The 26,762-nt window shown below is 37.8% G+C and carries 26 protein-coding genes; 8 read left to right on the top strand and 18 right to left on the bottom strand.

Annotated features, from left to right (window positions below; translation table 11 throughout):
- Positions 1-112: 112 nt before the first annotated feature.
- Positions 113-1,264 carry a sterol desaturase family protein gene (locus EGS71_RS05670; protein WP_000132027.1) on the top strand — a complete coding sequence of 384 codons (1,152 nt, stop codon included), beginning with the start codon at positions 113-115 and terminating at the stop codon, positions 1,262-1,264.
- Between the two features lie 37 nt (positions 1,265-1,301).
- Here EGS71_RS05670 and EGS71_RS05665 read toward each other — a convergent pair whose 3' ends face one another.
- Positions 1,302-2,504, bottom strand: coding sequence for an MFS transporter (locus EGS71_RS05665; protein WP_001066113.1), 1,203 nt, complete (start codon positions 2,502-2,504; stop codon positions 1,302-1,304).
- A 137-nt stretch (positions 2,505-2,641) separates the two neighbouring features.
- On the opposite strand from EGS71_RS05665, the gene EGS71_RS05660 reads away from it, so the two are divergent.
- Together EGS71_RS05660 and EGS71_RS05655 are read left to right on the top strand one after the other, a co-directional pair.
- Positions 2,642-3,208, top strand: coding sequence for a TetR/AcrR family transcriptional regulator (locus EGS71_RS05660; protein ID WP_001151706.1), 567 nt, complete (start codon positions 2,642-2,644; stop codon positions 3,206-3,208).
- A gap of 428 nt (positions 3,209-3,636) precedes the next feature.
- Complete coding sequence (locus tag EGS71_RS05655) at positions 3,637-4,935, top strand: dicarboxylate/amino acid:cation symporter (protein ID WP_000347180.1); 1,299 nt, start codon at positions 3,637-3,639, stop codon at positions 4,933-4,935.
- 240 nt (positions 4,936-5,175) lie between these two features.
- On the opposite strand, the gene EGS71_RS05650 is transcribed toward EGS71_RS05655, so the two are convergent.
- From EGS71_RS05650 to EGS71_RS05600, 11 genes are all read right to left on the bottom strand, one after another.
- A complete protein-coding gene (locus EGS71_RS05650; RefSeq protein ID WP_000758190.1) occupies positions 5,176-5,379 on the bottom strand; it encodes a hypothetical protein in 204 nt (67 codons plus the stop codon).
- Positions 5,380-5,735: 356 nt separating this feature from the next.
- Positions 5,736-6,467 carry a hydroxyacylglutathione hydrolase gene (gene gloB / locus EGS71_RS05645; protein ID WP_001270568.1) on the bottom strand — a complete coding sequence of 244 codons (732 nt, stop codon included), beginning with the start codon at positions 6,465-6,467 and terminating at the stop codon, positions 5,736-5,738.
- Positions 6,468-6,624: 157 nt separating this feature from the next.
- Positions 6,625-7,320 carry a methionine ABC transporter permease gene (locus tag EGS71_RS05640; RefSeq protein WP_001205190.1) on the bottom strand — a complete coding sequence of 232 codons (696 nt, stop codon included), beginning with the start codon at positions 7,318-7,320 and terminating at the stop codon, positions 6,625-6,627.
- Positions 7,317-8,342, bottom strand: a complete 1,026-nt coding sequence (locus EGS71_RS05635) for a methionine ABC transporter ATP-binding protein (RefSeq protein ID WP_000614025.1) — start codon at positions 8,340-8,342, stop codon at positions 7,317-7,319. The genes EGS71_RS05640 and EGS71_RS05635 overlap by 4 nt, the downstream gene beginning before the upstream one ends.
- A 75-nt stretch (positions 8,343-8,417) precedes the next feature.
- Positions 8,418-9,284: a MetQ/NlpA family ABC transporter substrate-binding protein gene (locus EGS71_RS05630; RefSeq protein ID WP_002009704.1), complete on the bottom strand. Its 867-nt coding sequence runs from the start codon at positions 9,282-9,284 to the stop codon at positions 8,418-8,420.
- 248 nt (positions 9,285-9,532) lie between these two features.
- The gene (purD, locus tag EGS71_RS05625; protein WP_001024112.1) at positions 9,533-10,819 is read right to left on the bottom strand and encodes a phosphoribosylamine--glycine ligase; all 1,287 of its coding nucleotides are present in this window, start codon (positions 10,817-10,819) and stop codon (positions 9,533-9,535) included.
- A gap of 125 nt (positions 10,820-10,944) precedes the next feature.
- Complete coding sequence (purH, locus tag EGS71_RS05620) at positions 10,945-12,519, bottom strand: bifunctional phosphoribosylaminoimidazolecarboxamide formyltransferase/IMP cyclohydrolase (protein ID WP_000153210.1); 1,575 nt, start codon at positions 12,517-12,519, stop codon at positions 10,945-10,947.
- 89 nt (positions 12,520-12,608) lie between these two features.
- Positions 12,609-12,878 (bottom strand): DNA-binding transcriptional regulator Fis, encoded by a 270-nt coding sequence (fis, locus tag EGS71_RS05615; RefSeq protein ID WP_001086304.1) that lies wholly within the window; start codon positions 12,876-12,878, stop codon positions 12,609-12,611.
- A gap of 376 nt (positions 12,879-13,254) precedes the next feature.
- Positions 13,255-14,097, bottom strand: coding sequence for a zinc-ribbon and DUF3426 domain-containing protein (locus EGS71_RS05610; protein WP_001003281.1), 843 nt, complete (start codon positions 14,095-14,097; stop codon positions 13,255-13,257).
- A 13-nt stretch (positions 14,098-14,110) separates the two neighbouring features.
- Entirely contained in the window at positions 14,111-15,016 is a 906-nt protein-coding gene (gene prmA, locus EGS71_RS05605; RefSeq protein ID WP_000871703.1) for a 50S ribosomal protein L11 methyltransferase, read from the bottom strand.
- 156 nt (positions 15,017-15,172) lie between these two features.
- Positions 15,173-15,403 carry a hypothetical protein gene (locus EGS71_RS05600; protein WP_000859008.1) on the bottom strand — a complete coding sequence of 77 codons (231 nt, stop codon included), beginning with the start codon at positions 15,401-15,403 and terminating at the stop codon, positions 15,173-15,175.
- A gap of 232 nt (positions 15,404-15,635) precedes the next feature.
- Between EGS71_RS05600 and mnmG the strand changes: the two genes are divergently transcribed.
- Positions 15,636-17,516, top strand: coding sequence for a tRNA uridine-5-carboxymethylaminomethyl(34) synthesis enzyme MnmG (mnmG, locus tag EGS71_RS05595; protein ID WP_000559182.1), 1,881 nt, complete (start codon positions 15,636-15,638; stop codon positions 17,514-17,516).
- A 387-nt stretch (positions 17,517-17,903) separates the two neighbouring features.
- On the opposite strand, the gene EGS71_RS22545 is transcribed toward mnmG, so the two are convergent.
- Positions 17,904-18,911 carry a helix-turn-helix transcriptional regulator gene (locus EGS71_RS22545; protein WP_000117150.1) on the bottom strand — a complete coding sequence of 336 codons (1,008 nt, stop codon included), beginning with the start codon at positions 18,909-18,911 and terminating at the stop codon, positions 17,904-17,906.
- Between the two features lie 225 nt (positions 18,912-19,136).
- Here EGS71_RS22545 and EGS71_RS05585 point away from each other — a divergent pair, with 225 nt between their 5' ends.
- From EGS71_RS05585 to EGS71_RS05570, 4 genes are read left to right on the top strand one after another with little or no spacing between them, the layout of a single operon-like run.
- Positions 19,137-20,687 (top strand): circularly permuted type 2 ATP-grasp protein, encoded by a 1,551-nt coding sequence (locus tag EGS71_RS05585; RefSeq protein ID WP_001295024.1) that lies wholly within the window; start codon positions 19,137-19,139, stop codon positions 20,685-20,687.
- Between the two features lie 22 nt (positions 20,688-20,709).
- A complete protein-coding gene (locus EGS71_RS05580) occupies positions 20,710-21,306 on the top strand; it encodes an alpha-E domain-containing protein (RefSeq protein ID WP_000243518.1) in 597 nt (198 codons plus the stop codon).
- Between the two features lie 2 nt (positions 21,307-21,308).
- Positions 21,309-22,088 carry a transglutaminase family protein gene (locus EGS71_RS05575; RefSeq protein WP_000772589.1) on the top strand — a complete coding sequence of 260 codons (780 nt, stop codon included), beginning with the start codon at positions 21,309-21,311 and terminating at the stop codon, positions 22,086-22,088.
- 16 nt (positions 22,089-22,104) lie between these two features.
- Positions 22,105-22,839, top strand: a complete 735-nt coding sequence (locus tag EGS71_RS05570; RefSeq protein WP_000220477.1) for a proteasome-type protease — start codon at positions 22,105-22,107, stop codon at positions 22,837-22,839.
- Between the two features lie 52 nt (positions 22,840-22,891).
- Here EGS71_RS05570 and alr read toward each other — a convergent pair whose 3' ends face one another.
- From alr to rpsF, 5 genes are all read right to left on the bottom strand, one after another.
- Positions 22,892-23,962, bottom strand: coding sequence for an alanine racemase (alr, locus tag EGS71_RS05565; protein WP_001248170.1), 1,071 nt, complete (start codon positions 23,960-23,962; stop codon positions 22,892-22,894).
- A gap of 32 nt (positions 23,963-23,994) precedes the next feature.
- Entirely contained in the window at positions 23,995-25,440 is a 1,446-nt protein-coding gene (gene dnaB / locus EGS71_RS05560) for a replicative DNA helicase (RefSeq protein WP_000075891.1), read from the bottom strand.
- A 200-nt stretch (positions 25,441-25,640) separates the two neighbouring features.
- Complete coding sequence (rplI, locus tag EGS71_RS05555; protein ID WP_000382591.1) at positions 25,641-26,087, bottom strand: 50S ribosomal protein L9; 447 nt, start codon at positions 26,085-26,087, stop codon at positions 25,641-25,643.
- Positions 26,088-26,095: 8 nt separating this feature from the next.
- The gene (gene rpsR, locus EGS71_RS05550; RefSeq protein ID WP_000090661.1) at positions 26,096-26,323 is read right to left on the bottom strand and encodes a 30S ribosomal protein S18; all 228 of its coding nucleotides are present in this window, start codon (positions 26,321-26,323) and stop codon (positions 26,096-26,098) included.
- Positions 26,324-26,334: 11 nt separating this feature from the next.
- Positions 26,335-26,718, bottom strand: coding sequence for a 30S ribosomal protein S6 (rpsF, locus tag EGS71_RS05545; RefSeq protein ID WP_001216679.1), 384 nt, complete (start codon positions 26,716-26,718; stop codon positions 26,335-26,337).
- Positions 26,719-26,762: the final 44 nt, after the last annotated feature.

Below are 26,762 nucleotides of genomic sequence, written 5' to 3'. Positions count from 1 at the left end.
AAATTTTATTTTCAGATTAAGAGGTTTGATCTAAGAGGTTAAAGTTATTTCCAATTTATTATTAAACTTTGATAGCATTCGCGTTATATATAATAAGAACTTTATATGAATTATGACCGATCAATTAAGAGCAAAATTTGAAAATTTAGAGCTTAATGCTGGTTTAGGAAAAATTAGTGCCTTTATCTCCATGGTATTAAGTTTACTTTGCTTATTTGGTGCTTTATGTTTTTTATTTCCCAGTGTGTTGACAACTCCTGAGTTACGTCCACTTTATGCAAAGCACTATAGTCTTTTTTATTATGGCCTGATCACAGGCATTATTATTAGCGCAGGTTTTGGAGCATTTAGTGCAATCATACGAAAAAATAGATATGGCTTTTATGGTTTATGCTTTGCACTCATAGCAGTAGTATTAGGCTGTGGTGTAATTCATGCTCCAGTCATTCCAAGTGTACCATTTTATGCAGGTATTGATTATTTTGTACTTACCTTAGTCATCTTGGCTTTTATTTTCATACCCCTTGAAGGATTTTTTGGTAAAAACCCTGAACAAAAGATCTTAAGAGTGGGCTGGGTGACTGATATGAAATATTTCATGGTCAGTCATATTGGCATTCAACTATTTAGCTTCTTAACGGTTATGCCAATTCAATATTGGATTACACATTTGCCTGATAATCCAATTGTGCCGTATGTTCAAGCTCAACCAATTTGGCTGCAATTCATTGAATTGCTCATTGTGGTTGATTTTACAGTGTATTGGTTGCATCGAGCCATGCATGAAGTTAACTTTTTATGGCGGTTTCATGCGATTCATCATTCGACCGAGTATATGGATTGGTTAGCATCTTCCCGTTTACATGTTGTTGAAGTCTTAATGACTCGTTTTATTGCCACTTTACCGATTTTTCTTTTAGGGTTTCATACTTCTGCTGTTTTTGCTTATTTAATTTTTATTTCGTTTCATGCGATTTTTATTCATTCGAATGTACGTTTTCGCTTTCCATATCTACGTTGGTTTATCGCAACACCAGAATTTCATCATTGGCATCATTCTTCAGAAAAACCTGCGATTGATAAAAATTATGCTGCTTTTATTCCACTCTATGATGTCATATTTAAAACCGTATATATGCCGAATCACTTGGCAAGTGTATATGGAACAGTAGGTTATAAAATTCCAAATAGCTTTGTAAAACAGTTTACTTGGCCATTTAAAAAATACATGAAAAGCTTTTTAAAGCATTGGCGTGATCAGTAAATAAAAAATAGCCTCTAGTGAGGCTATTTTTTATGGCTTATTTATTTTTAAAATTTCTAATAATCATCTGAAGGGCGACCAGTGACAATAAGATAATAAAACCAATATAACTATTTGCCGTACTCATCAGCCCAATTTTACCTACAAAATAGCCAGCTAAAATTGCAGGAATACTAAAAGCCAAATAACTTTCAACAAAAAAAGCAGCCATAAGACCCGCACGTTCTTCGGGAAGTGCCAATGGCATTACACTACGAATAGCCCCCATAAATGCTGTACCAAAACCAACTCCAGTAATAATAGAACCTAAAAATAGAACTACAGCATTGGTTAGATTAATGGCGATGAATAAGACAATGGCACCAATAGCAATCGAGAGCGTACCGGTTAATAAAATACGGAAATTTGTCGACTTCCTAAGCGTTAATATACCTACCGCACCGGAAAGGGCGAGCGCCATAAACATAATCCCGTTTAGCCATGCCGATGACGTGTGGAAAATTTTTGCCAGTAAAGATGGCATAAGCGATAGGAAGAAACCACTGACCATCCAAAGTGCAATGTTAATCGGGCTAATACTCAATAAAGCGCTTTTTGTCTGTGGAGGAATGGCCATATTGGGTTTTAATGAAGCAAGTGCACCGGATCTTCTTTGTGCGGTCTCTGGAGTAAGAAAACTTAAAATGAGTTCACAAATAAGAAGAAAACATAAGAACTCAAAAACAAGCTGTAAGGGGTGGGCAGAGAATTGCAAAATAGAACAAGTCAGAAAAATTCCAACAGCCATACCTATCATTGGTGCAATACTATTAATCAGTGAGCCATGAAGCTTACTAAAATCTAAAATTGCTGCGCCTATAGCTGAAACAGCAAGCCCTGTTGCGATTCCTTGTAAGCCTCGTGCAATGAATAACATCGAAACATCTGAAGCAAATAAAAAAAAGCTCATTGAAATAATTTGCAGAGTAATAGCTGCAATAATGACTGGGCGGCGTCCAATATAGTCAGACAAAGAACCAATAATGAGTAATGAGCCAAGCAGCGTAAAAGCATAGGTGGCAAAAATCAAAGTCAATGTAACCGGTGAAAATTGCCAAAGCTGTTGGTATAGGCGGTAGAGTGGTGTCGGCGCACTAGATGCAGCCATGAATGTCATGAGCGTGATGGTATTAAGTGTCAAAGCACTTGCCGCATCTAATTGAAAAACAGCTCTTGACCGTTTTGAACTTGAATTGTTCATATAAGATGAATAACATAAAAGCAAATATTTAGCTTTTATACATTATTTTTCCACTAAAGCAAATCCTTAGCTTTAGTGTATTTTGTATATAGTTATAAATATTTATAAATTTTTTGATCCCTTTACAGAGTTTATAAATGGCAAAAGTTGTTACTGGATTACGCCCTGGTGGACGCAGCGAAAGGATACAAACTGCGGTGCATCAAGCTGTAAAAGAACTACAAAAAGATTTTGAGCAAAGCCAAATTACTATTCCTATGATTGCAGTGCAGGCAGGGGTTACACCTTCAACCATTTACCGTCGATGGGGTGACATCAATCAATTATTTTCAGATGTAGCTTTAAATGAACTCAAGCCTGATATGGAACCCAAAGATTTAGGTTCGTTCCAACAAGATATTACAGCATGGGTTGAGCAATATTTTGAAGAATATGCTTCAGAGGTTGGGCAAGACTTATTGCGAGATGTACTCTATACATCAAACTCGGATTCTAATGCCCGTAAATGTGAGACTTTAATTATCCAGCAGCTCGATATTATTCAAAACAGGGCAAAATTACGTAATGAGCTTACTATACCTAATCAGGAAATCATCGAGGCAGTAATCGCACCTATGTTATTTCGAATTTTATTTACCAATCATGATCTTAGTCTTGAGTATGTATATGACCTTTTAAACCGTCTTTTTATAAAAAATAAGTAGATAAAATCTATAAAAAGACTAGTCCCTTGTTTTTATTAAATAAATATATATCAATCTTTCTTATTATTTAAAAAATAAATTCTCATAATTTAAGATTGATATGAGGATGAGTTAATCATTTATTTTTAAAATACCTGTTCTGCTCATTTAAAAATCAAAAATAAACATAGATAATGAATGATGTAATTAATTAAATTATTTTATAAACATGCATTTATGTAAATTTTTGAAGGCTTTGAGTTTTATGAAACTTATTGAGATAAATATTTTCTATACAAAATTATGCATGGTTTTTAAATTTTACATTTTTTAAATTTATGACACAGGGTGTTTTTTATTCTTTACAATGGCTCCACTTCATTTAAAGCAGCTTGTGGTGCACGCTTTATATTTTATTTTTTTATCCCCATCGAAAAGGTATTTAGATAATGGATTTCAATACCCTTGACCAAGAAACGGTACAGAAAAAACAAAAGTTTCATCAAATTTTGTATGTACAGGTCATCTTTGCAATTATTTTGGGCATTTTAATTGGTCATTTTTACCCAGAACTTGGCGAGAGCTTAAAACCGCTTGGTGATGCATTCATCAAAATCGTCAAAATGATTATTGCTCCCGTAATCTTTTTGACAGTGGTTACCGGTATTGCCAGCATGACGAACATGAGTCGAGTTGGGCGAGTGACAGGTAAGGCAATGCTATATTTCCTTACTTTCTCTAGCCTTGCGCTTGTGGTTGGTATGATTGTGGCTAATATCATTCAACCTGGTAAAGGCCTAAATATTGACCCGGCAACCTTAGTCAACGATAAAGTAAATAGTTACGTTGAAAAGGCTCATGCTACAAATATTACTGACTTTTTCATGAATATTATCCCGCAAACATTAGTGAGTCCGCTTGCTGGTGGTGAAATTTTGCAGGTTCTATTTGTAGCAGTCCTATTTGGTATTTCTTTAGCTGCCTTGGGTGACCGTGCACGTCCAATTACTGATTTTTTAAATAACCTCACGGCTCCGGTTTTCTATTTGGTTGGCATGTTAATGAAACTTGCACCAATTGGAGCTTTTGGTGCTATGGCATTTACTATCGGTGCGTATGGAATCGAATCAATCGGTAATTTATTACTATTGATTATGACTTTCTATATCACGGCAGTGCTGTTCGTATTAATCATTTTAGGGGCTGTAGCACGCTACAATGGCTTTTCAATTATCGATTTAATTCGTTACATCAAAGACGAACTCTGGTTAGTTTTAGGTACAAGCTCTTCTGAAGCTGCTTTACCATCTTTAATGGATAAAATGCAAAAAGCAGGTTGTGAAAAATCTGTAGTAGGTCTTGTCATTCCAACAGGTTACTCATTTAACCTTGATGGAACTAATATCTATATGACTATGGCAGCTTTATTTATTGCACAAGCATGTAATGTTGATTTATCAATTGGTGAGCAGGTTGCATTGCTTTTAGTGGCAATGGTGAGTTCTAAAGGTGCGGCAGGGGTAACGGGCGCAGGCTTTATTACACTCGCAGCTACTTTGTCGGTAGTACCTGCTGTACCAGTGGCAGGTATGGCGCTTATTTTAGGTATTGACCGTTTTATGTCGGAGTGTCGTGCATTAACCAATTTAATTGGTAATGCATGTGCAACCATTGTAGTTGCCCGTTGGGACAAAGCTCTGGACAAGGATGTTCTAGATAAAGCATTACGCAAATCGAAAACGAATTAATTATTTAATTTTTAATTCGAAATAAAAACCTGTAGCAACTGGCAAATCGGGAGAGGTGCTATGCTACAGGTTTTATTATTTAATGATCAAAAAATATAATTTAAAAACTATCTACTCATTAATAGTTATTAAGGAAAAAGCCACTATAAAAATTTCACAAATTCTCGTATAGAACTACTTTTTAAAAAGCAGAACTTTTGAGTTACCTATACTATAAATAGTATATTAAATAACCTAGGCTTATGCTTTTAAGTGATCCTCAAACTCTTCACCTAATTGCATTGCTAAAGCATTACCTGCCAAATCACAGGTCACTAAGCCATATTCTTTTTTAAAACTGAAAGTAAAACCTTTTCCATCAGCAAGGTTTTTAACCGAATACCCTAATTTTTCTAACCAAATACGGAACGCAATTAAATTTTTCGCTTTAACAACCTTTTTCACGTGAGAACTCCTTCTATCCGTGTCTTACACCTTATTTATTAATAGGGATTTACTCGAATTTTTTAAAGGGGGAAAACTTTGTTTTATTTTGCATCTTGTAAAAAAAGTAAAATAGATAAAGCAATATCCTTCATTTTATAAATTTATTAAGTTTTTATGTAATTAATCTGGATATTTATAAATTTTAAGTTTTTGTTTTTTATATATATTTTAAAATAATGATATTGGGATAAAATTTAATCAATTTAAATTAATCTAAAATCAATAAATGTAAAAAATAATTTCATGCAACATGCTTTATTCAAAAAGATACAGTTCTTAAAATTAAACTGTATCTTGGTTGAAAGCTTATAATTTTAAAAATTGTCTTTTAAGCTACGTAAGTGAGCGAACTCATCTACACTTTCAGCACGTAAAAAGGGATTTGTTGCTAGTTCAAGTTCAATACTACTTGGCAAGGTAATTTTACCTTCTTGACGAAGCATGCGGACTTGTTCAGCACGTTCTTGCAGTGCGTGGTTTTCAGGTTCTACACTTAAGGCAAATTCCGCATTAGAAAGTGTATATTCATGTGTGCAATACACTTTTGTTGCAGTGGGTAGTGCAGCAAGACGATTTAGTGAGTGGTACATCTGTTCTGCTGTACCTTCAAATAGTCGCCCGCATCCCATTGCAAATAAGGTATCTCCACAAAAGAGGGTATTAAGCTCTTCAATAAAATATACAATATGACCTAAGGTATGGCCTGGTGTTGCAATAATCTCTACTTTTAAATCATTAAATTTTAGATGATCATCGTGTTGTAAGGGATGAGTAATGCCAGGGATTTTACTTAGTTCATCTCTTGGGCCATATACCGCCATAGGCGTATTAGCCGTTAAATCAGCAACACCGCCGATATGGTCTTTATGCCAATGGGTAAGCCAAATCTGTTTTAGAGTTAATTGATGTTCTTGGCAAAAGTGGGTGACTAACTCAGCCTCTGTTGGATCAACTGCAACAGCTTCATGAGTCTCAGTATCTTCTAAAATCCAGATATAGTTTTGTAGGGCATTTTGCACATCAATATAATGAATTCTATAACGCATTTTTTTATCCTGAAACTAAATCCCAAAGCAGTATCTACGGGCTAATTTTGATAATAACAGAAATTACCTTGAGTAACCTGTCTAATAAAATGCTCTATAAATTAGACTCTCTAAAATAAAAAAGCCCTCATGGAAGAGGGCTTTTGTAGGAGTTCAATTAGCGCATTTTTGCGAGCCAATTTCCTAGCATTTGAACGATTTGTACCAAAAGTAATAATACAATAACCGTTAAAATAACGACGCTTGTATCAAAACGTTGATAGCCATAAGAAATTGCCAAGTCACCAATACCACCAGCACCAACTGCACCCGCCATAGCGGTTGCACCAATAAGGCTAATCGTAGCAGTCGTTAAGTTCAAAATAAGCGAACTACGAGCTTCAGGTAAGATAAAGCGCGAAATAATCTGCCAAGGTGTTGCACCCATAGCTTGAGCAGATTCGATAATTCCTTCATTTACTTCAAGCAGGGAAGTCTCAATAAGACGTCCCATATATGGTCCAACGTAAATTGTTAAAGGAACGATCGCTGCCCATGTACCAATTGAAGTTCCTACCAATAATTTGGTCAGTGGAATAACTGCAATAAGTAAAATAATAAATGGCAGAGAACGTAAAGCATTTACAATTGGGTTGAGTAAATGATAAATGAATTTATTTGGCAAAATGCCTTCTGGGCGGGTTACAAGTAGAATAATCCCTTGGATAAAGCCCCAAATACCACCAAATAAAAGCGCAAAGAACACCATATGGAAGGTTTCTTGCAATGCAGTTACAAACTGGTCAATTGAAAGTGAACTGTGCCAGAAAGGTTGAGTAAGTTCAGTTAACCACTGTACGATTAAATCTCTCATACTTGATCTCCTGATTGAACTACACTCACTTCATTTTTCTCTAAAAACTCAATCGCCTGACGAATCAACTGTGGATCACCTAAAAGCTGTACAAACATCTGACCAATGACGGTGCCGTTAATTTCAGTCATATTGGCAAATAAGATATTTAAACTAATATCAAATTGTTTAATAAGCGACTGAATCACAGGCTCTTGTGCTGAACGCCCTAAGAACTGTAAGCAATAAATGCTGTGATGATGCTGGTTTTCCAGTTGATTTAAAATATTTACAGGCAACTGCTGATGTAAAACAGTTTGTATAAAGTTTTTAGTTGTCGGATGTTGTGGATTACTAAAGATATCAATGGTTGAGCCTTGCTCAATCACTTTACCAGCTTCCATGACAGCAACATGGTCACATACAGTCTCAATCACATCCATTTCATGAGTTACCATGACGATTGTGATTTTTTGCTCTTGGTTAATTTTCTTTAATAATTCTAAAACCGACTTTGTCGTTTGTGGGTCGAGGGCAGAGGTGGCCTCATCACACAAAAGAATTTTAGGGTGGTTGGCTAAAGCACGAGCGATACCAACACGTTGTTTCTGACCGCCAGAAAGCTCATCTGGATAAGCATCTTTTTTATGCTTAAGATCAATGAATTCAAGTAACTCATTTAAACGCTTTTCACGTTCTGCTTTGCTGTAATTTAGCAGACGCATTGGCATTTCAATATTTTCAGCAACTGTTTTGGTTTGAAGCAAATTGAAGTGCTGAAAAATCATACCAATATTTGCACGTTCCTGACGTAATGAACGCGCATCCAAAGCAGTGAAGTCCTTTTGATTAATGATAACCTGACCTTCATTTGGTCGTTCAAGTAAGTTAATCAGGCGGATTAAAGTACTTTTACCTGCACCACTATAGCCAATAATGCCGAAAATACTGCCTTCAGGAATTTCCAAATTAATTTGGTCCAGTGCACGTATAGTTTGGCCTTTAAGCTGATAGTGCTTTGAAATGTTTTTAAATTGAATCATGTCGTCAAAAACTATGCTAAAAAGAAAAAACAGGCAAAGAGTCTTTGCCTGTTTCGCGTTGCAGCTATTATATTACTATTTAGCTTGCGTGAGGTAGCTGATTGGCTGATTCACGTCAACTTTTGTACCACCAAAGTCCTGTTCAACGTATTTTTTAACAGCTTCAGTGTGGTAAAGCTGACCAACTTTCTGAAGAACAGGGTCATCTTTACGTGATTCAGCAGTTGCAAGAATATTTACATTCAGCTTTGTGCTTTGGTCAACTGGCTCATAATAGATAGAATCTTTAAGCACATTTAAACCACCTTCCATTGCTAAAGTATTACCTAAAACAATTGCATCAACTTCGTCTTTTACACGAACAGCAGTTGCCATCTGAATTGGTTTAATGTCAATTTTTTTGCTGTTGTCAGTAATATCGCTTGGAGTGCCTTTCGCTGGATCAAAGTCAGCTTTAAGCTTGATTAGACCTGCGCTTTGTAACAATAACAATGCACGAGCTTCGTTCGCTGCATCATTAGGAATAGCAATGCTTGCACCTTGAGGGAACTCATCAACTTTTTTGTATTTACTTGAGTAAATACCCATTGGTTCAAGATAAGTTGTAGCAACAGGAGCAATCTTATCTTTATTTGAAGCATTAAATGCAACAAGGTAGGCATAAGATTGGAATGCATTTAGGTCAACTTCTTTGTTTGCAGTAGCTGTATTCATTGCAACATAATCAGTGAAGTTTTTCACCTCAAGTTTAAGACCCGCAGCTTTAGTTTCCGGTAAAGTTGCAATATAGCGCCAAATATCAGCGTCAGAACCAGTAGAAGCAATGACTACAGTTTGTAACTGAGCAGAGTCTTTGCCATTTTGTGGTTCATTTTGCTGTTTGCCGCAAGCTGCAAGTAATACTACAGACGCGCTTAAAAAAAGACTGATCAGCTTTTTCATGTAAAAAAAGTCCTGATTATGAGAGATCTCAACCATTCAGGTTGGCTCTCAGCTGGGAAAATTGGTGATGTTGAAAGTTCCAACGGTTTAACCAATCATAACAATAAAAACATATTCAATATAGTGGACATGTTTCGATCTTATTAATCAGAATTGAATAAAAATTAAGATTAATATGAATATTTGTGATAAGTGAATAAGCAAAATAAAAAAGCCCTCATAAGAGAGCTTTTTTACTATTTAAATTTTTATTCAGCTTTTTCACGAGCAATAGCACGGTAACCAATGTCACTGCGGTATTGCATACCTGTGAAGGTTACTTGCCCACATACTTCTAAAGCATTGATTTGTGCTTCAAGAACGCTGTCACCTAGAGCAGTCACGCAAAGTACACGTCCGCCAGAAGTAACGATATGGCCATCTTCACGAGTAGCAGTACCTGCATGGAAGATTTTAGTATCTTCTGGTGATTGACCGATACCTGAGATAACGTCACCTTTACGCACGCTGTCTGGGTAACCTTCTGCTGCAAGTACAATACCGATTGACTTACGCTCATCCCATTCTGCTTCGCTTGGTAAGTTACCTGCGATACCTGCTTCAACCAAATCAACAAGAGATGACTTCAAACGCATCATGATAGGTTGAGTTTCCGGATCACCGAAACGGCAGTTAAACTCAATTACGCGTGGTTGACCTTGTTCATCAATCATTAAACCAGCATATAAGAAGCCAGTATAAACATGTCCATCAGCAGCCATACCATCAACAGTTGGGCGCATAATTTCATTCATTACACGCTCAAAAACGTCTGGAGTCACAACTGGAGCAGGAGAGTAGGCACCCATACCACCTGTGTTAGGACCTTGGTCACCTTCAAAAATACGTTTGTGATCTTGTGAAGTTGCCATTGGTAAAATGTTTTTACCGTCAATCATACAAATGAAAGAAGCTTCTTCACCAGCAAGGAACTGTTCAATTACAACACGTGAGCCTGCATCACCAAATTTGTTGCCTGCAAGCATGTCATCAATTGCTGCAAAAGCTTCTTCATTGGTCATTGCAACGATAACGCCTTTACCAGCCGCAAGACCGTCAGCTTTAATTACAATTGGTGCACCATTTTTTTCAACATAAGCTTTTGCTGCATCAACTTCCGTAAATACTTCATAAAAAGCAGTTGGAATGTTGTGGCGTTTTAAAAAGTGCTTAGCAAATGCTTTTGAACCTTCAAGCTGTGCTGCATATTGAGTAGGTCCCCAAATTTTTACGCCTGCTTCACGCGCAGCATCAACAACACCATTTACTAATGGCGCTTCTGGGCCAACAACAATCAGTTCAACATTATTTTCTTTAGCAAAAGCAATAATTGCCGGGTTGTCTAAAATATCGAGCTGAACGTTAACGCATTTTGGTTCTGTTGCAGTTCCTGCGTTACCAGGCGCAACGAAAACTTGAGTAACTTTGGCATCTTGCGCGATTTTCCATGCTAAAGCATGCTCACGACCACCACTACCTAAAACTAAAATATTCATTTTTAATTTGTTCCTTAACTTTAATCCTTTTTCATCCCCCTCTATTTCTCAAGGTGGAGAGATAGTTCCATTATTGTGGAAAACCCTCCTGAATAAAAGGAGGGTTAGGGAGGACTAAATTTAAATTAGTGGCGGAAATGGCGCATACCAGTGAAGACCATTGCAATGCCAGCTTCATCAGCAGCTGCAATAACTTCTTCATCACGCATAGAACCACCCGGTTGAATAATGCATTTAATGCCAGCTTTCGCTGCATTATCAATACCGTCACGGAACGGGAAGAATGCATCAGATGCCATAACTGCGCCTTCAACAACCAGACCAGCATGCTCAGCTTTAATTGCTGCGATACGTGCTGAGTTAACACGGCTCATTTGGCCTGCACCTACACCAATAGTTTGACGGTTTTTCGCATAAACAATAGCGTTTGATTTTACGTATTTCGCAACTTTCCATGCGAAAATAAGGTCATCAATTTCTTGTTCAGTTGGTGCACGTTTAGTCACAACTTTAAGATCATCTTTGGTGATCATGCCCAAGTCTTGGTCTTGAACAAGTAAACCGCCGTTAACGCGTTTATAGTCAAGTTGTGGAGCACGTGCATCAATTGCAGGTAATTCACCACATACTAAAACACGAACATTTTTCTTCGCGCCAGTAACTTCAAGTACACCATCAGCAATGCTTGGAGCAATAATTACTTCAACGAATTGGCGATCTACAATTGCTTGAGCAGTAGCAACATCTAACTCACGGTTAAATGCAATAATACCGCCGAAAGCAGATTCTGGATCTGTTGCGTAAGCTAAATCATAAGCAGCTTTAATACCGTCTAAAGAAACGGCAACACCACAAGGGTTAGCATGTTTTACGATGACACAAGCTGGTTTTGCAAATGATTTTACGCACTCAAGGGCAGCATCAGTATCAGCAATGTTGTTATAAGACAATTCTTTGCCTTGTAATTGTTTTGCAGTAGAAACAGAAGCTTCTTTTGCATTTGCTTCAACATAGAAAGCAGCAGATTGGTGTGGATTTTCACCGTAACGTAAATCTTGTGCTTTGTTTAATTGGGTATTGAACGTACGAGGGAATAAATCTGCTTCACCTTCGGCCTTACCAACGCGAGCGCCTAAGTAAGAAGCAATCATGCCATCATATTGAGCTGTATGTTCAAATGCTTTAACCGCTAAATCGAAGCGTGTTTCGTAAGAAAGTGAACCAGAAGCTTTTAATTCGCTAATAACTGTATCGTAATCTGAAGCATTTACCACAATACCGACAGATGCATGGTTCTTAGCAGCAGCACGTACCATTGTTGGACCACCGATGTCGATATTTTCGATAGCATCAGCAAGAGAACAGTTAGGTTTAGCTACTGTAGCCGCAAATGGGTAAAGGTTAACTACAACTAAATCGATTGGATCGATGTTGTGTTCTTGCATAACAGCTTCGTCTAGACCACGACGAGCCAAAATACCGCCATGAATTTTTGGATGTAGTGTTTTAACACGGCCATCCATCATTTCCGGGAAACCGGTATGTTCAGATACTTCAACAACAGCAATATTATTATCTTTAAGCAACTTGTATGTGCCGCCTGTAGATAATAATTCTACCCCTAAAGCTGCAAGGTTTTGAGCAAATTCGACAATTCCTGTTTTGTCTGATACAGAAATCAAAGCACGTTTAATAGTCATGATGTTCAAGTCAACAATTTCAAGTCTACGGATTAAAACCAATTAGAAGCACAAAAAAAATGCCCACGAAGCCGTGAGCATTTTATCATTTATTCACTCATTAAACCGTGAGCTTTTAACTTTTTACGTAAAGTGCCACGGTTGAGTCCAAGAATTTCTGCGGCACGTGTTTGGTTACCACGAGTATATTCTAGAACTACAGATAAAAGAGGTTTCTCCATTTCTGCTAGCACCATGTCATATACCTGAGATGGTTGCTCACCTTGCAATTGTGCAAAATAATGGCGAACTGCGCGATCCACGTGGATGCGAAGAGCAACATCAGATTGTGCAGTAAAAATAGGAGATTTGCTATTCATGCGAGTTAATCCGAAAATCAAATACTAGCTTGGGTAAAGTAGTATATAAATGTGGTCTAAAAATACGGAGTCCTGTTTTAGATCCTAAAACAGTGACTCTAAAACATAAGAACAATTAGCTTGCCATATTTCTTCGTATTGAGTAAAAAATAAGCGTAACAATAATTAAATATTTGTTACAGCCCCCTCAAAAACAAAAAAAGTTAGGCTATGCGCTTAATGTAGAAAAGCACACATGCTTAACAGTATATTTTTTGAATTGAGAGCGAGGAGTATATGAGTCAAAGCTTTCGTGGCGCGTATCATACCATTGTCTAGGAAAAAGTGAGCAAATTAACTGCATTTTTTTTTAATTTTTTTTCACTTTTTTTACAAATTAGGGGTGGACAATTTCTAATCGATAATTTACTAGGCTTTTTTTGCTTTTATTTAGCTCAACTTGGAATCTAAAAGGTGTATTGGTCGGAATACGTTGAATACCACGTAAATTTTCGACCAAGTATTGTTGAGGGGTAAAAATGATTTCTTCTTGATCGGTTTCTTTGCCAAAGCTGAGTTTTAGGTTGGGCAACTCAATACTTTTATTATTCTGATTTATGAGAACACCTGAAAGTTGAGTATGCTCTGTACCAATTTTACGTAGCTTTACCTTTTCTATATAAAGAAGTTGATATTGTTCAGCTGACTTGTTGCAATGCAATATTTGACAAACATAATTAAAGGCATGGCTAATCGCAGGGCTTTGTTGCATGAGTTTAGGGTTAAACCAAAGAATCTGAAAAGTAAAAACCAAAATCAGAATCAGATTTGCAGAACTCCAAAGCGTATAGTACAACCAGCTATGCTTTTTACCGTTATCTTGTTCAGGAGAGGTTGCTTGCTCAGCCAAATTAAGATTAGGAAGAGCATTAATAGGTTCATTATGGAAGTAATTTAAATTATTCAAATAAGTCAAAAGATCAATATTAGAGTTTTCAACTTTTTGATCAAAGATATCTAACACATGAGAATGGGTCATATATCGTGTTTGCATAGAGCCATGAGCTAAAGCAGATGAGTTTACCGTTTCCGGCTGCTCAACATTTACTAAATTAGTCAGAGCATTAAAACTTAAATTACATTTAGGGCAACAAACCATACCCTGAGCAACAGTTAACTGAGTAAGAGAAACTTTATAAACTGTTAGACACTTAGGGCAGCGGGTTTGTTTTTCATTCATGAGTTAAAACATCTCAATTTGTTGTTTTACGTTTTCCTGAAATGCGGCACCAGTTTTCTTCGCGCTTTTCGACATCTAATATATCAAAAAATTCAGAATAAACACCTGAAACATCAGCAACTTGCTCTTCGATTACACCAGCAAGTGCGAAATCACCATCAGATTTAAGTAATTTTGCGAACTCTGGCGCAAGTGCCATTAAAGGACCCGCTAAAATATTTGCGACTAAAACATCTGCTTGTTGAGGTTTGAATTCTTGATCAAACTCTTCAGGAAGACCTACATATAAACGGTCTAATACACCATTGAGTTCTGCATTTTGTTTAGTTGCTAAAACTGCTTGTGGGTCGATGTCTGTCGCATAGACTTTCTTAGCGCCTAATAATAAAGCTGCAACACCTAAAATGCCTGAGCCACAACCATAATCAATCACGATCTTATCTTTAACATCAGTTTTACCTAACCATTGTAAGCATAAGAAAGTACTTGCATGATTACCTGTACCAAAAGCAAGGCCTGGGTCAAGCTTAATATTTGTAGCATCTGCTTCTGGTGGCTCTAACCATTCAGGAACAATCCAGAATTTTTCCCCGATCTGAATTGGCTCATAATAATCCATCCATGCGCGTTCCCAAACTTGATCTTCAAGTTCTTCATGACGCATCGGCACATCTGGAAGTTGTGCTTTTAAGAAAGCTTCTAAAGTATCAACATCAATTGGGTCTTGTTCGTCTTGTTGGTAAATACCAGTAACAATGACTTTGTTCCAGAGTGGTGTTTCACCTGGTAATGGTTCCAGTAAAGCCTGATCTTCGGCATCATCCAAAGTTACGCTTACCGCACCTAGAGACATTAAAAGTGTTTCTGTGAATTCAACTTGTTCTTGATCAACGGTAATGTGTATTTGTAACCACTTCACGAAAAGGACCTAAAATTTTATTTAAAGGCATATTGTAGCCGACTAGAGTAGTTTAAAAAAGAAAACGGCCCATCTTTAATGGACCGCTTTTTGAAAATGATGATGTGATATAGAAGAATATAAAACGATTTCTCTATATCTTAAGTCAAAACTGTATTAAGGAGCAGGGGCCTTGAATTGTAATTTGCCATTTTCGTTCGGCTGGCAAGTACCATTAAAGGTTACACCGTTGTGATTGTAAGAAACCCATTCACCTTGCTGTTTTTTTGCACACACTCGAATTTGTTTTTGAGTTTCGGCTTTGCTCGTGTCAGCAGCGTGTGTAAAAGTTACGCCTGAAAAACAAATTAGAGATGCTGTTAAGATTTTCAACATGGTCGTTTTCATTTTGTGTTCCTTCTAGTTGCGTTAATTTTAAAGTCATAGAAGTGCTGTACGTTTTTTATTCTAAAATGAAAAAGTTTTAAAAACATTCACTTTGTATTGAGTTCATGAAACAAAATGTCAAAACATGTGGCTTACCGTAAATCATGTCACGACAATTTTGTAATTATGTACATCTATAAGCAGATAATTTTGCTATAATGTTCCGTCTTTTTTTTCTGGTGTTTTTGTACTCATGCACTATCCTAAAGTTTATGATGTTATCGTTATCGGTGGCGGTCACGCAGGTACGGAAGCGGCGCTTGCTGCTGCGCGTATGGGACGACAGACTTTGCTTTTGACCCATAACATTGAGACTTTGGGTCAGATGAGCTGTAACCCAGCAATTGGTGGCATTGGTAAGTCGCACTTAGTTCGTGAAATTGATGCGCTTGGCGGTGCAATGGCTTTAGCTGCCGATAAAGGCGGTATTCAATTCCGTATTTTAAACTCGCGTAAAGGTGCAGCAGTACGTGCAACGCGTGCTCAGGCTGATCGTGTTCGCTATAAAGCTGCGATTCGTGAGACCTTAGAAAATCAAGCAAATCTTGATATTTTCCAACAAGCGGCTGATGACCTGATTGTTGAAGGCGATACAGTTAAGGGTGTTGTGACCCAAATGGGTATCCGCTTTGATGCAAAAACTGTTGTGTTAACTACTGGTACATTCTTGGGCGGTGTTATTCACGTTGGTTTAGAGAAATCAAGCGGCGGACGTGCTGGTGATCCTCCTTCTATTGCTCTTGCTCAGCGTCTTCGTGAATTGAAATTACCGGTAGGCCGTTTAAAAACAGGTACACCTCCACGTATTGATGCACGTTCAGTTGATTTTTCTGTTATGACACCACAACCAGGCGACTTCCCGTCTCCGGTAATGTCGTTCATGGGTGATGTGTCTATGCACCCAGAACAAGTGAACTGCTATATCACGCATACTAACGAAAAAACTCATGATATTATTCGTGGTGGTTTAGACCGTTCACCAATGTATACCGGTGTTATTGAAGGGGTAGGTCCACGTTACTGTCCTTCAATTGAAGATAAGATTCATCGTTTCTCTGATAAAGACTCGCATCAGGTATTCTTAGAGCCAGAAGGGCTTGATACACATGAGCTTTATCCAAATGGTATTTCGACTTCATTACCATTTGATGTTCAGTTTGAACTTGTGCGCTCGATTCGCGGTATGGAAAATGCCCATATCTTACGTCCGGGTTATGCAATCGAATATGACTATTTCAACCCGCAAGCTTTGAAATTTACCCTAGAAACTAAAGCAATTAACGGCTTGTATTTTGCAGGGCAAATTAATGGTACTACCGGTTATGAAGAAGCGGGTGCCCAAGGTTTACTTGCAGGCTTGAATGCTGCACGCCGTGCATGGGAACAAGAAGAATGGACACCTAAACGTGACCAAGCTTATATGGGTGTATTGGTTGACGACTTGATTACTTTAGGTACGAAAGAGCCATACCGTATGTTCACTTCACGTGCGGAATATCGTTTGATGTTACGTGAAGATAATGCCGATCAACGTTTAACAACTATTGGTCGTGAGCTTGGTTTGGTTGATGATGTTCGTTGGGCGGCTTATTGCGAAAAAATGGAAGCAGTTGAGCGCGAAACATCTCGTTTACAACATTTATGGGCGGCACCTAACAACCCAATGGGTAAAAAGTTTGTTGAAATGACAGGTGCTGACTTAAGTAAAGAATGTAGTGCGATTGACTTGCTTAAACGTCCTAATATTAATTTTGGCCAAATTGCGGAACTTACTGGTTCTGACGTATCACAGCAAGTCGGCGAGCAAATTGAAATTGCTGTTAAATACGAAGGTTATATCAACCGTCAGCATGAAGATGTAGCTCAATTAAAACGTCTTGAAGAAACCAAAATTCCTGCTGATTTTGATTATGACGTCGTTTCAGGTTTATCTCGCGAAATTACTCAGAAGTTGAAAACAGTTCGTCCGGAAACATTAGCTCAAGCGAGCCGTATTCCTGGTGTTACCCCAGCCGCTGTTCAGCTTGTAATGATCACGATTCGTAAAAATAATATGACGAAAAAAACGGCTTAATTATTTAAGCGTGTAAAAAAAGCCCGGTTAAGACTGGGCTTTTTTATTTTCTGATCAAAAAATATATGGAATTTTCCTAAGCATCAAAAGAGATTTTGCATCCTTTTTTTCTTATTTCACAAGTTTTAAAGCGAAAGTTATATTAAATTCACGTTCAAACAAGAGGGCTTTAAACATGACAATGAAATCAATTCGCTACAATGGATATGAAATGGCATGCCAATGCTCATGTTCAACATAGCGCAAAAGAAGAAGCAGATCAGTTTTGGCGGGGGAAAACATATTGATCTGAAAATAAATAAAAGTATAAATACCAATATAAAATTAAGAAAATTACAATTCAAAATCTAAAGAGAACCATATGGTTCTCTTTTTTATATCTACTGATTATTTGCTATCAGGCTCAATTTCTCGCACAGCATTGTGTACTTGAACTGGCTCAATATGAAGCAGTTTTTTACCAAAACTCCGTAACCACCATACGAGTTGGGATGTAAATGGAACGGTCGCCGTAACTTCGACAATATTTTCTTCAATTGGGGTAACGGTCTGATCTTTACTTAACTGACTTTCATAAAAAGTTTTAGCAGTTTGCTCGGTCATGGTTAAAGTAAGCTGAATAGATTCAGTGGGTTGGTTGTAATCTACTCTGAAACCTAAAGCTCCTGAGTCAATATAATGGTCAATATCGAAATTGACAGGGTGTAAAGCCCGACTTTCTAAAACTTTAGCAGATTTGAATCGGTGCAAGGCAAATGTTTGTACTTCAGTTTTATCATGGCGAGTACAAATTAAGTAAATCACAGCACCTTTTTGGACCAAAGCAAGAGGATTTAAAATATAAGTTTTATCTTCGCCTTGATTTACACGGGCCCGATAGACGCACTCAATCTGTTTGTCTTGTAGTAGACCTTCATAAATTGCCTGCTGAGCAGCACGGTCCACTACAGGTGGAATAAGAGGTTGGCTTGCTGGCACAATACGGACACGATTAATCCACTGTCTCACATTATTTTGTGTAGACAGACTACGTTTTGCCAAATCAAACCAAGGCCCCATCTCGTCAAGGAGACTGGGTGGAAGTAAATGTTTGAGATGTTCCTCAACCATCATAAAAGTTACAGCTTGAGAGCTTGTCATATGCGGTAAGCTTTGAATTGGTGCATCTGATTGCCAACGCCAGCCTTGAGGTACAGCTTTATTACTTTCAATTGGAAAACGCTGAGCAATTTGGTTTAAATCACGCTGAATTGTCCTTAAACTGATTTCAATACCTTCACGCTCAAGCATTTCTTGCAATTCTCGAGTTCCGATCCATTTACCGGTAGGAAGGCGAGATAGAATCTGCCATTGGCGATATAAACTATTTGAAGTTTCTTTTTCTGTTACAGACATAAGCGTAATACATCTATATCCAATTGCTTTGGTGTCAACACAATAAAAAAACTTTACAGATTTAGCAAGTTTGTCAGATTTGGTTTATAGCAGCTTTTACAATCAATGCTAAAATTTAGAAGAAAGTTATAACAATGATACTCAATAAGCATTATAGATATATAAGTGGCACTGAAATTGCTTATTTAAAAATGAAATATAGATAAATGATAAGACGAGGTTGCTATGTCAGAACAAGAGAAAGACCTACAAGCCGATATTGATTATTTTTTACAGGAACAGGCGACCAACGCATTACTTAACCAAACTTCGTTTATAGAAAATCTTTCCGTACAGTCGAACCTATTTGAACAACTAAAATCGCAGTTTTTTAATGAGATGTTGGATGATGCAACGTCTAACGGTGTGGCCTCTAAAAAAATTGAACAATGGCTGAGCATTCGTACTTTGGATGAGTTGAAACAATTAAATGCGGAGGCTAAGCAACATTTTCTCTATCACGGCATTACATTTAACGTATACGGTGATAAGGAGGGAGTGGAGAGAACGATACCTTTTGATCTCATTCCAAGGGTTATTGAGAAAAAACAGTGGGAAAAAATCGCAGCTGGCTGCTCACAGCGAGTTAAAGCGCTTAATTATTTTTTAGATGACATCTATCATGGGCAACATATTTTAAAAGAGCAATTAATTCCGGAAAGTCAGATTATTTGTCATGAGGCTTTTCAGCCCCATATGCTTAAACACACGCTTAAAGGCAAAATTTATTCTCAAATTAGCGGAATAGATATTATTCGTGACAGTGAAGGCGAGTTTTTTGTACTTGAAGATAATTTAAGAACACCATCTGGCGTATCTTATATGATTGAATGCAGGAATATTAGTCAACAACTCATGCCTGAGCTCTGTGCTGCTAACAATCTGCAAGGTATTGAACACTACCCAAGCTTATTAAAAGAAATACTTCAAGAAAACTCTGAAATTGATCAGCCTTTTATTGTGGTCTTAACGCCAGGACGTTTTAACAGTGCTTATTATGAACACGCTTTTTTGGCACGTGAAATGGATGTGCCACTGGTCACCAATCGAGATTTATTTGTAGAAAATGATCAAGTATTTGTAAAAACGATTCGCGGCCGTCAAAAGGTTGATGTGATTTATCGCCGTTTAGATGATGATTTTTTAGATCCACTTGCATTTAGACCTGATAGTGCTTTAGGTGTGGCAGGTTTAATGTCTGCTTATTTACAGAAAAATGTAGTGATTGCCAATGCACCCGGCACTGGAGTAGCTGACGATAAATCGATTTATCCATATGTTGATCAGATGATCCAATATTATTTGGGTGAAACACCAATTTTGAAGAATGTACCTACTTACCAGTGCCGTGAGAAAGAACATCTGGACTATGTACTGGCTCATTTAGATCAATTGGTCATTAAAGAAGCTCAAGGATCGGGTGGATATGGCATGTTAATTGGTCCTAAAGCAAGCTCATGTGAAATTGATGAATTTAGACAAAAACTGCTTGCTACACCGCATGAATATATTGCCCAGCCAACATTGGCTTTATCGGTTGCACCGACTTTAACTACAGCAGGGGTGGCTGAGCGCCACATCGACCTACGCCCGTTTGTACTCAGTTCTCCTTATCGGACCGAAATTGTGCCCGGAGGTTTAACACGAGTAGCCATGCAGGCAGGTTCTTTAGTCGTTAACTCCTCACAAGGAGGAGGTATTAAAGATACATGGGTCGTTGAAACGCTACATTCTTAATGGTTGGTTAAAGAGGAAATTTATGGTTTTACTCAATTCGAGTGCGCACCACATTTATTGGTTGGGTCGTTATTTAATGCGAATTCAATTTGCTGTATCACATTTGCCATTTACAGATGATGCTAAAGCAGCCCAATTTGCAGCAGCATTTGGGCTAGTTATTGATCAAGCAGAATTACTGAATTGCTATATGTTGGATACGAAACAAACATATTCGTTACTGAATCAGTTTGCTATTGCTAAAGATAATATTCAAGAGTTAAGAGGAATATTATCTTCAAATGCCTATGCAGAATTAAATCATGCGATTAAGGGAGTCCAAGCTCATCCTGATTCATTAAAGCAGGCTTTAGCGAAATGTAATCAAATACTTGATGCTGAACATGAAGATATAGCGTTATTTCTGCATTTAGGACAAAAGATAGAATTATTTGATATACAACTACGTTTTCAGCAAGACCTTACACAGCTCTTGCAGGAGTTAGAACAATTACTTCAACAGCTGAATGACTTAGGGTGGAATAAATTAACTCAACCATGGCAATTATTAAAAGATTATCCAAATTGGGAAGCTTATTATAATTTTACCCAGCAGTTGGAATATATGTTCGAGGCATAATTATGAAATTGATGGTTAATCATCAAACCCATTATAACTATACTGAAACTGCTAAAAACAGTATTCAGTATATCAAGATGATGCCTCAAACATCGCTGCATCAACATGTTATGAATTGGGCAATCAGTGTGCCTGGTGACAAGACGCTCAAAAGAGATATTTTTAATAATATTTGGATAACGGCTAGCCAGCGTTATGAATACCAACATCTTACTTTTATGGCGCAGGGTATTGTTGAGCTTTTAAATACAGAGATAGGTGGAGTAGATGTACCTATACCATCAAAAATATTTCTTCAAAGTACAGCGGCCACTCAATATGATTCTGAAATGTTGGATTTTGCCCAGAAAATTGTAACCGTCAAAGATCGACAACACATTGCTTTGCTCAGTGAAAATATCCTGCAAAAGATGCCATATCAACCAGATAGTACATCTGTTCATACGACTGCCACGCAAGCCTTTCATGCAGCTCAAGGAGTATGCCAAGATCATGCACATGTTTTAATCGCCATGTGTCGTGCGTTACAATTACCAGCACGTTATGTCTCTGGTTATTTATTTGATCAAAATTATCCGCACCTTGCCAGTCACGCTTGGGCGGAGGTATTTTTAGATAATCAGTGGTATTGTTTTGATGTAAGCAATCAATTGTTTACACCAAAGCATCATATTTATCTTGCTGTTGGTCGGGACTATCTCGATGTTGCGCCCATTAGGGGGGTGCGAGAAAAAGGTGGTACTGAAAATATGATGTCTGTGGTTCAAGTGCTGGCTTGTTGAATGTAAAGAGAACGAAATGACCTATTGTTGTGCGCTGAGATTAGAACAGGGTTTGGTGTTTATAAGTGACACTCGAACTAATGCCGGGGTCGATCATATTTCTGTGTTCCGTAAACTGCATACTTTTGGAGTAACGGGAGAGCGATTTATTGCCTTGCAAACAGCAGGCAATTTAGCAACTACACAAGCGGTTATTGGGCATTTGCAAAATGCGCTTATTTTGCAACAAGAGCCTAATTTATATAGCATTAATACTATGTTTGAAGTGGCTGACCTAGTCGGTAAAACCTTGAAAAGCGTTTTAGAAGATATCAGTTCAGATACCCAAGAACAAATGAATTATGCCTGTAGTATTTTAGTGGGGGGACAAATCAAAGGCGGAGATATGCAGCTTTATAATGTTTATCCGCAAGGCAATTTTATTTGTGCCACCACAGATACGCCTTACTTTCAAATTGGCGAAAGTAAATATGGCAAACCTATTTTAGATCGAGCTTTATATTATGCGATGCCATTAGATGATGCTCTTCGTTGTAGTTTAATTTCATTTGATTCTACATTGCGTTCTAATGTCTCTGTTGGTTTGCCGTTAGATGCATTAGTTTATAGTAAAGATAGTTTTGTGATCCCTATGGGTAAGCGAATTACTGAAGACGATCCATATTTTTCACAAATTAGTCGTCAATGGTCAGATACGTTACGCCGTGGTTTACAGGAAATGCCAAAACCTACAGATGATTATTGGCGCTAAAATTTATTCAAAAAAAATCCAAGCAGTGCTTGGATTTTTTATTTAGTGAACTTTAAGTACCTTGACGGACTGGGCGAGAACTTAGACGGCAAAGTAATTCATAACCGATTGTGCCATTTGCTTCAGCCACATCATCAACTAAACGGTGATTTCCCCAAAGTTCAACCTTGGTGCCAAGTTTTACTTGAGTATTTGTGACATCAATCGCAATCATATCCATACTTACACGGCCCACAACTGGGCAAAGTTTGCCATCAATAGCGACAAAATTTTGCTTAACATAAGCTCTTGGATAACCATCACCATAGCCAATAGAAACAATGGCGATATCCATAGCCTGTTGAGCACAAAAAGTAGAGCCATAACCTACGTGTTCACCAGCTTCAATATGGTTTAACGCTATTATTTCTGCAGTAAAAGTCATGACAGGTTTCAAATCAAGATCATGCACTGTTTTATCTGCAAAAGGTGAAGCTCCGTAGAGCATAATACCAGGACGTACATAGTCAAAATTTAGTTCTGGCCATTTAAAGATGGCAGCTGAATTACAGCATGATGCTAAAATTGGATCGCAAGTTTCTTTAATATGCAAAAATTGCTGTTTTTGTTGTTCATTTAAAGGGTGGTCTACATCTGCATTTGCAAAATGCATAGCAAGTACACATGTAAAACCTTCAGACTTTAATGTCTTAATCACTTCAATAATTTCTGGGTTTTTAAAACCTAAACGGTTCATACCGCTATTTAATTTAACCCATACTTTTAAGCCTTGGGCAATATATGCTTGTTTGTGTTTAATTAACCATTCAAACTGTTGTTGATGGTGAATGACGCATTCAAATTTTTGTTCAATTGCGACGGGCATTTCATCTTCAGAAAATACCCCTTCAATTAAAGTAACTGGTTGCTCGAAACCAAGTTCACGGATTTCTAATCCTTCTTGTAGGCAGGCTACACCAAAGGCATCTGAGGCATTTAAGGCTGCTAAACAGTCTTTGACTCCATGTCCGTATGCATTGGCCTTTACCATGCTTACGATTTTTGAATTTGCTGCGAGTTGTTTGACACGGTTTAAATTATATTGAAGCGCTTGGCGATCAATATAAACTGTTGCTTGACGCACCCTCATTTACTCCTTTGGGCTAGAGATAGAGTTTATTCTTCATCATCATATTGGCTGTAATACTCAGGAGAGAGATTACTAAAACGAGTATATTGGCCTTCAAAGGCAAGGCGAACAGTACCAATTGGACCATTACGCTGTTTACCGATGATAATTTCTGCGGTGCCTGCTTCTTTCGATTCTTTGTTATAAACTTCATCACGGTAAATAAACATGATTAAGTCGGCATCCTGCTCAATCGCACCAGATTCACGTAAGTCAGACATTACTGGGCGTTTATTAGGTCGGTTTTCCAGACTTCGGTTAAGCTGAGATAGTGCAATCACAGGACAGTTCATTTCTTTAGCTAAAGCTTTTAAGCTACGTGAAATTTCCGAGATCTCACCAACGCGGTTGTCACCCATGCCCGGAACTTTCATCAACTGTAAATAGTCGACCATGATACAGCCGATTTTACCATCATGCATTTTTGCAATACGTCTAGCTCGGGCACGAACTTCAGTAGGTGGTAGGGCAGAGGAATCATCAATATACAAATGCATTTGTTGAAGTTGCAGAATGGTACCCGTTACTTTAGTCCATTCATCAGCATCCAAATTACCTGAACGTAAATGCCCTTGATGCACTTTACCCATAGCTGAAATTAGACGCATCGCAATAGAGTCTGCTGGCATCTCCATAGAGAATACGAGAGCTGGGAGTTTATTGTATTGCAAAACACTTTCAACCAAGTTCATGGCGAAAGTAGTTTTACCCATAGATGGACGTGCTGCGACAATAATCAAATCACCCGGTTGCATACCAGAAGTTTTATTATCGAGCTCTAAGAAGCCAGTCGTTAAACCAGTAATATTTCCGTCTAATTTTGAAAGTTCATCAAGTTTACTAATTACATCGGCAGTTACAGAACTAATTGCTTTAGGTCCAGAATCTTTTTTATTGTTGTTATGTTGTTCTGCTAAAGAGAAAATACTTGTTTCGGCTAAATCTAAAATTTCACTTACACCTCGACCTTTTGTGTCATAAGCATTTTGTAAAATTTCAGTACTTACCTTAATCATACTGCGTAGTGTAGAAAATTCTTTAATTTTAGTCGCATAAGTTTCAAGATTATAGAAACTCGAAGGTGAGTCAGCCATAAGCTGCATCAAATATTCTTCACCGCCAATCGCATCGAGTAAGTTTTGTTTTAAAAGCCAGTCGTTGACCAAAACCGCATCATACGGTGAGTTTTCCTGTGCTAATTTTTCAATTGCACGATAAATATATTTATGACGAGTGGCATAAAAATCATTTTCTTTGAGTAAGTCACTGACTTGTTCAAAAGATTCAGCAACGGTCATCAGCGCAGCAAGTACAGCTTGCTCAATGGCTAAATTGTGTGGGGGAGTGCGAAACTCTTTAAGTTGGCCTGATTCACTCGTCTTATTTTCTGTTGGAGATGAAAGGGTTAAAGAAGTGGCATTCGCCTGAGACATAATTAGACCTGATGATAAAATGTGTACACAAAAAGGGTTTTAAGCCGAGAACTATCTTAAAACAAAACTAAATAAACTACCTAATTAAAAAACCAATTAAACTGAAGAACTGATCAGGAATTAATATATCTAATTTTATTGCTTAAATTTAAGAGATAAAAAAAGAGCATGCGTAAGCATGCTCTTTTTTTGATGAGAAATTACTCAGATACGATAGTAACGAGAACTTCTGCAACAACATCATGGTGCAATTGAATTGCGATGTTGAATTCACCAGTGTGACGAAGCGCACCGTTTGGTAAACGAACTTCTGCACGGTCAACTGTAAGACCAGCATTCGTTAACGCGTCAGCGATGTCACGAGTACCGATAGAACCGAAGAGTTTACCTTCGTCACCAGCTTTAGCAGTGATAACGATGTTAACTTCGTTCAATTGTTCAGCACGTGCTTGAGCAGCAGCTAATACTTCAGCTTCTTGCTTCTCAAGTTCAGCGCGACGAGCTTCGAAAGCAGCAGTGTTAGCTTCAGTAGCTGCAACTGCTTTACCTTGAGGGATAAGGAAGTTACGGCCGTAACCAGCTTTAACTGATACTTTATCGCCTAATTTACCAAGGTTCTTAATGCGTTGTAATAAGATAACGTCCACAGATCACCTCACTTATGGTTGTCAGTGTACGGAATCAAAGACAAGTAGCGAGCTTGTTTGATAGCAAGCGCTAATTGACGTTGATAACGAGCTTTAGTACCAGTGATACGGCTAGGAACAATCTTGCCGTTTTCAGTGATGTACTGTTTTAAAGTATCGATATCTTTGTAGTCGATGTACGCAACATTCTCAGCTGTAAAGCGGCAGAACTTGCGACGACGGTAAAAACGTGCCATTGATGTTCTCCTTATTCAGCTTCTTGAGCAACTTGCTGTGCTTCTTCACGTTGAGCTTTACGCGCACGCTTTTCTTCAGCACTCTTAGCAAGCAATGACTCTTCAGTGATTGCGTGTTCACGACGGATGATAAGGTTACGAATGATCGCGTCGTTATAACGGAATAATTCTTCTAACTCATCAAGCGTAGATTGACCACATTCAACATTCATAAGAATGTAGTGCGCTTTGTGAATTTTGTTAATTGGGTAAGCCAATTGACGACGGCCCCAATCTTCTAAACGGTGAATTTGACCATCAGCTTCTTTGATCTGAGAGATATAGCGTTCAACCATACCTACAACTTGATCGCTTTGGTCTGGGTGTACCAAAAGTACGATTTCGTAATGACGCATTGTCAGCTCCTTACGGTTTAAACAGCCCCTAATAAAATTAGAAG

The organism is Acinetobacter sp. FDAARGOS_559 (assembly GCF_003940475.1).
Lineage (GTDB): Bacteria > Pseudomonadota > Gammaproteobacteria > Pseudomonadales > Moraxellaceae > Acinetobacter > Acinetobacter baumannii.
Note: the sequence above shows the minus strand (reverse complement) of the source record. Positions and strands in the feature narration are given on the sequence as shown.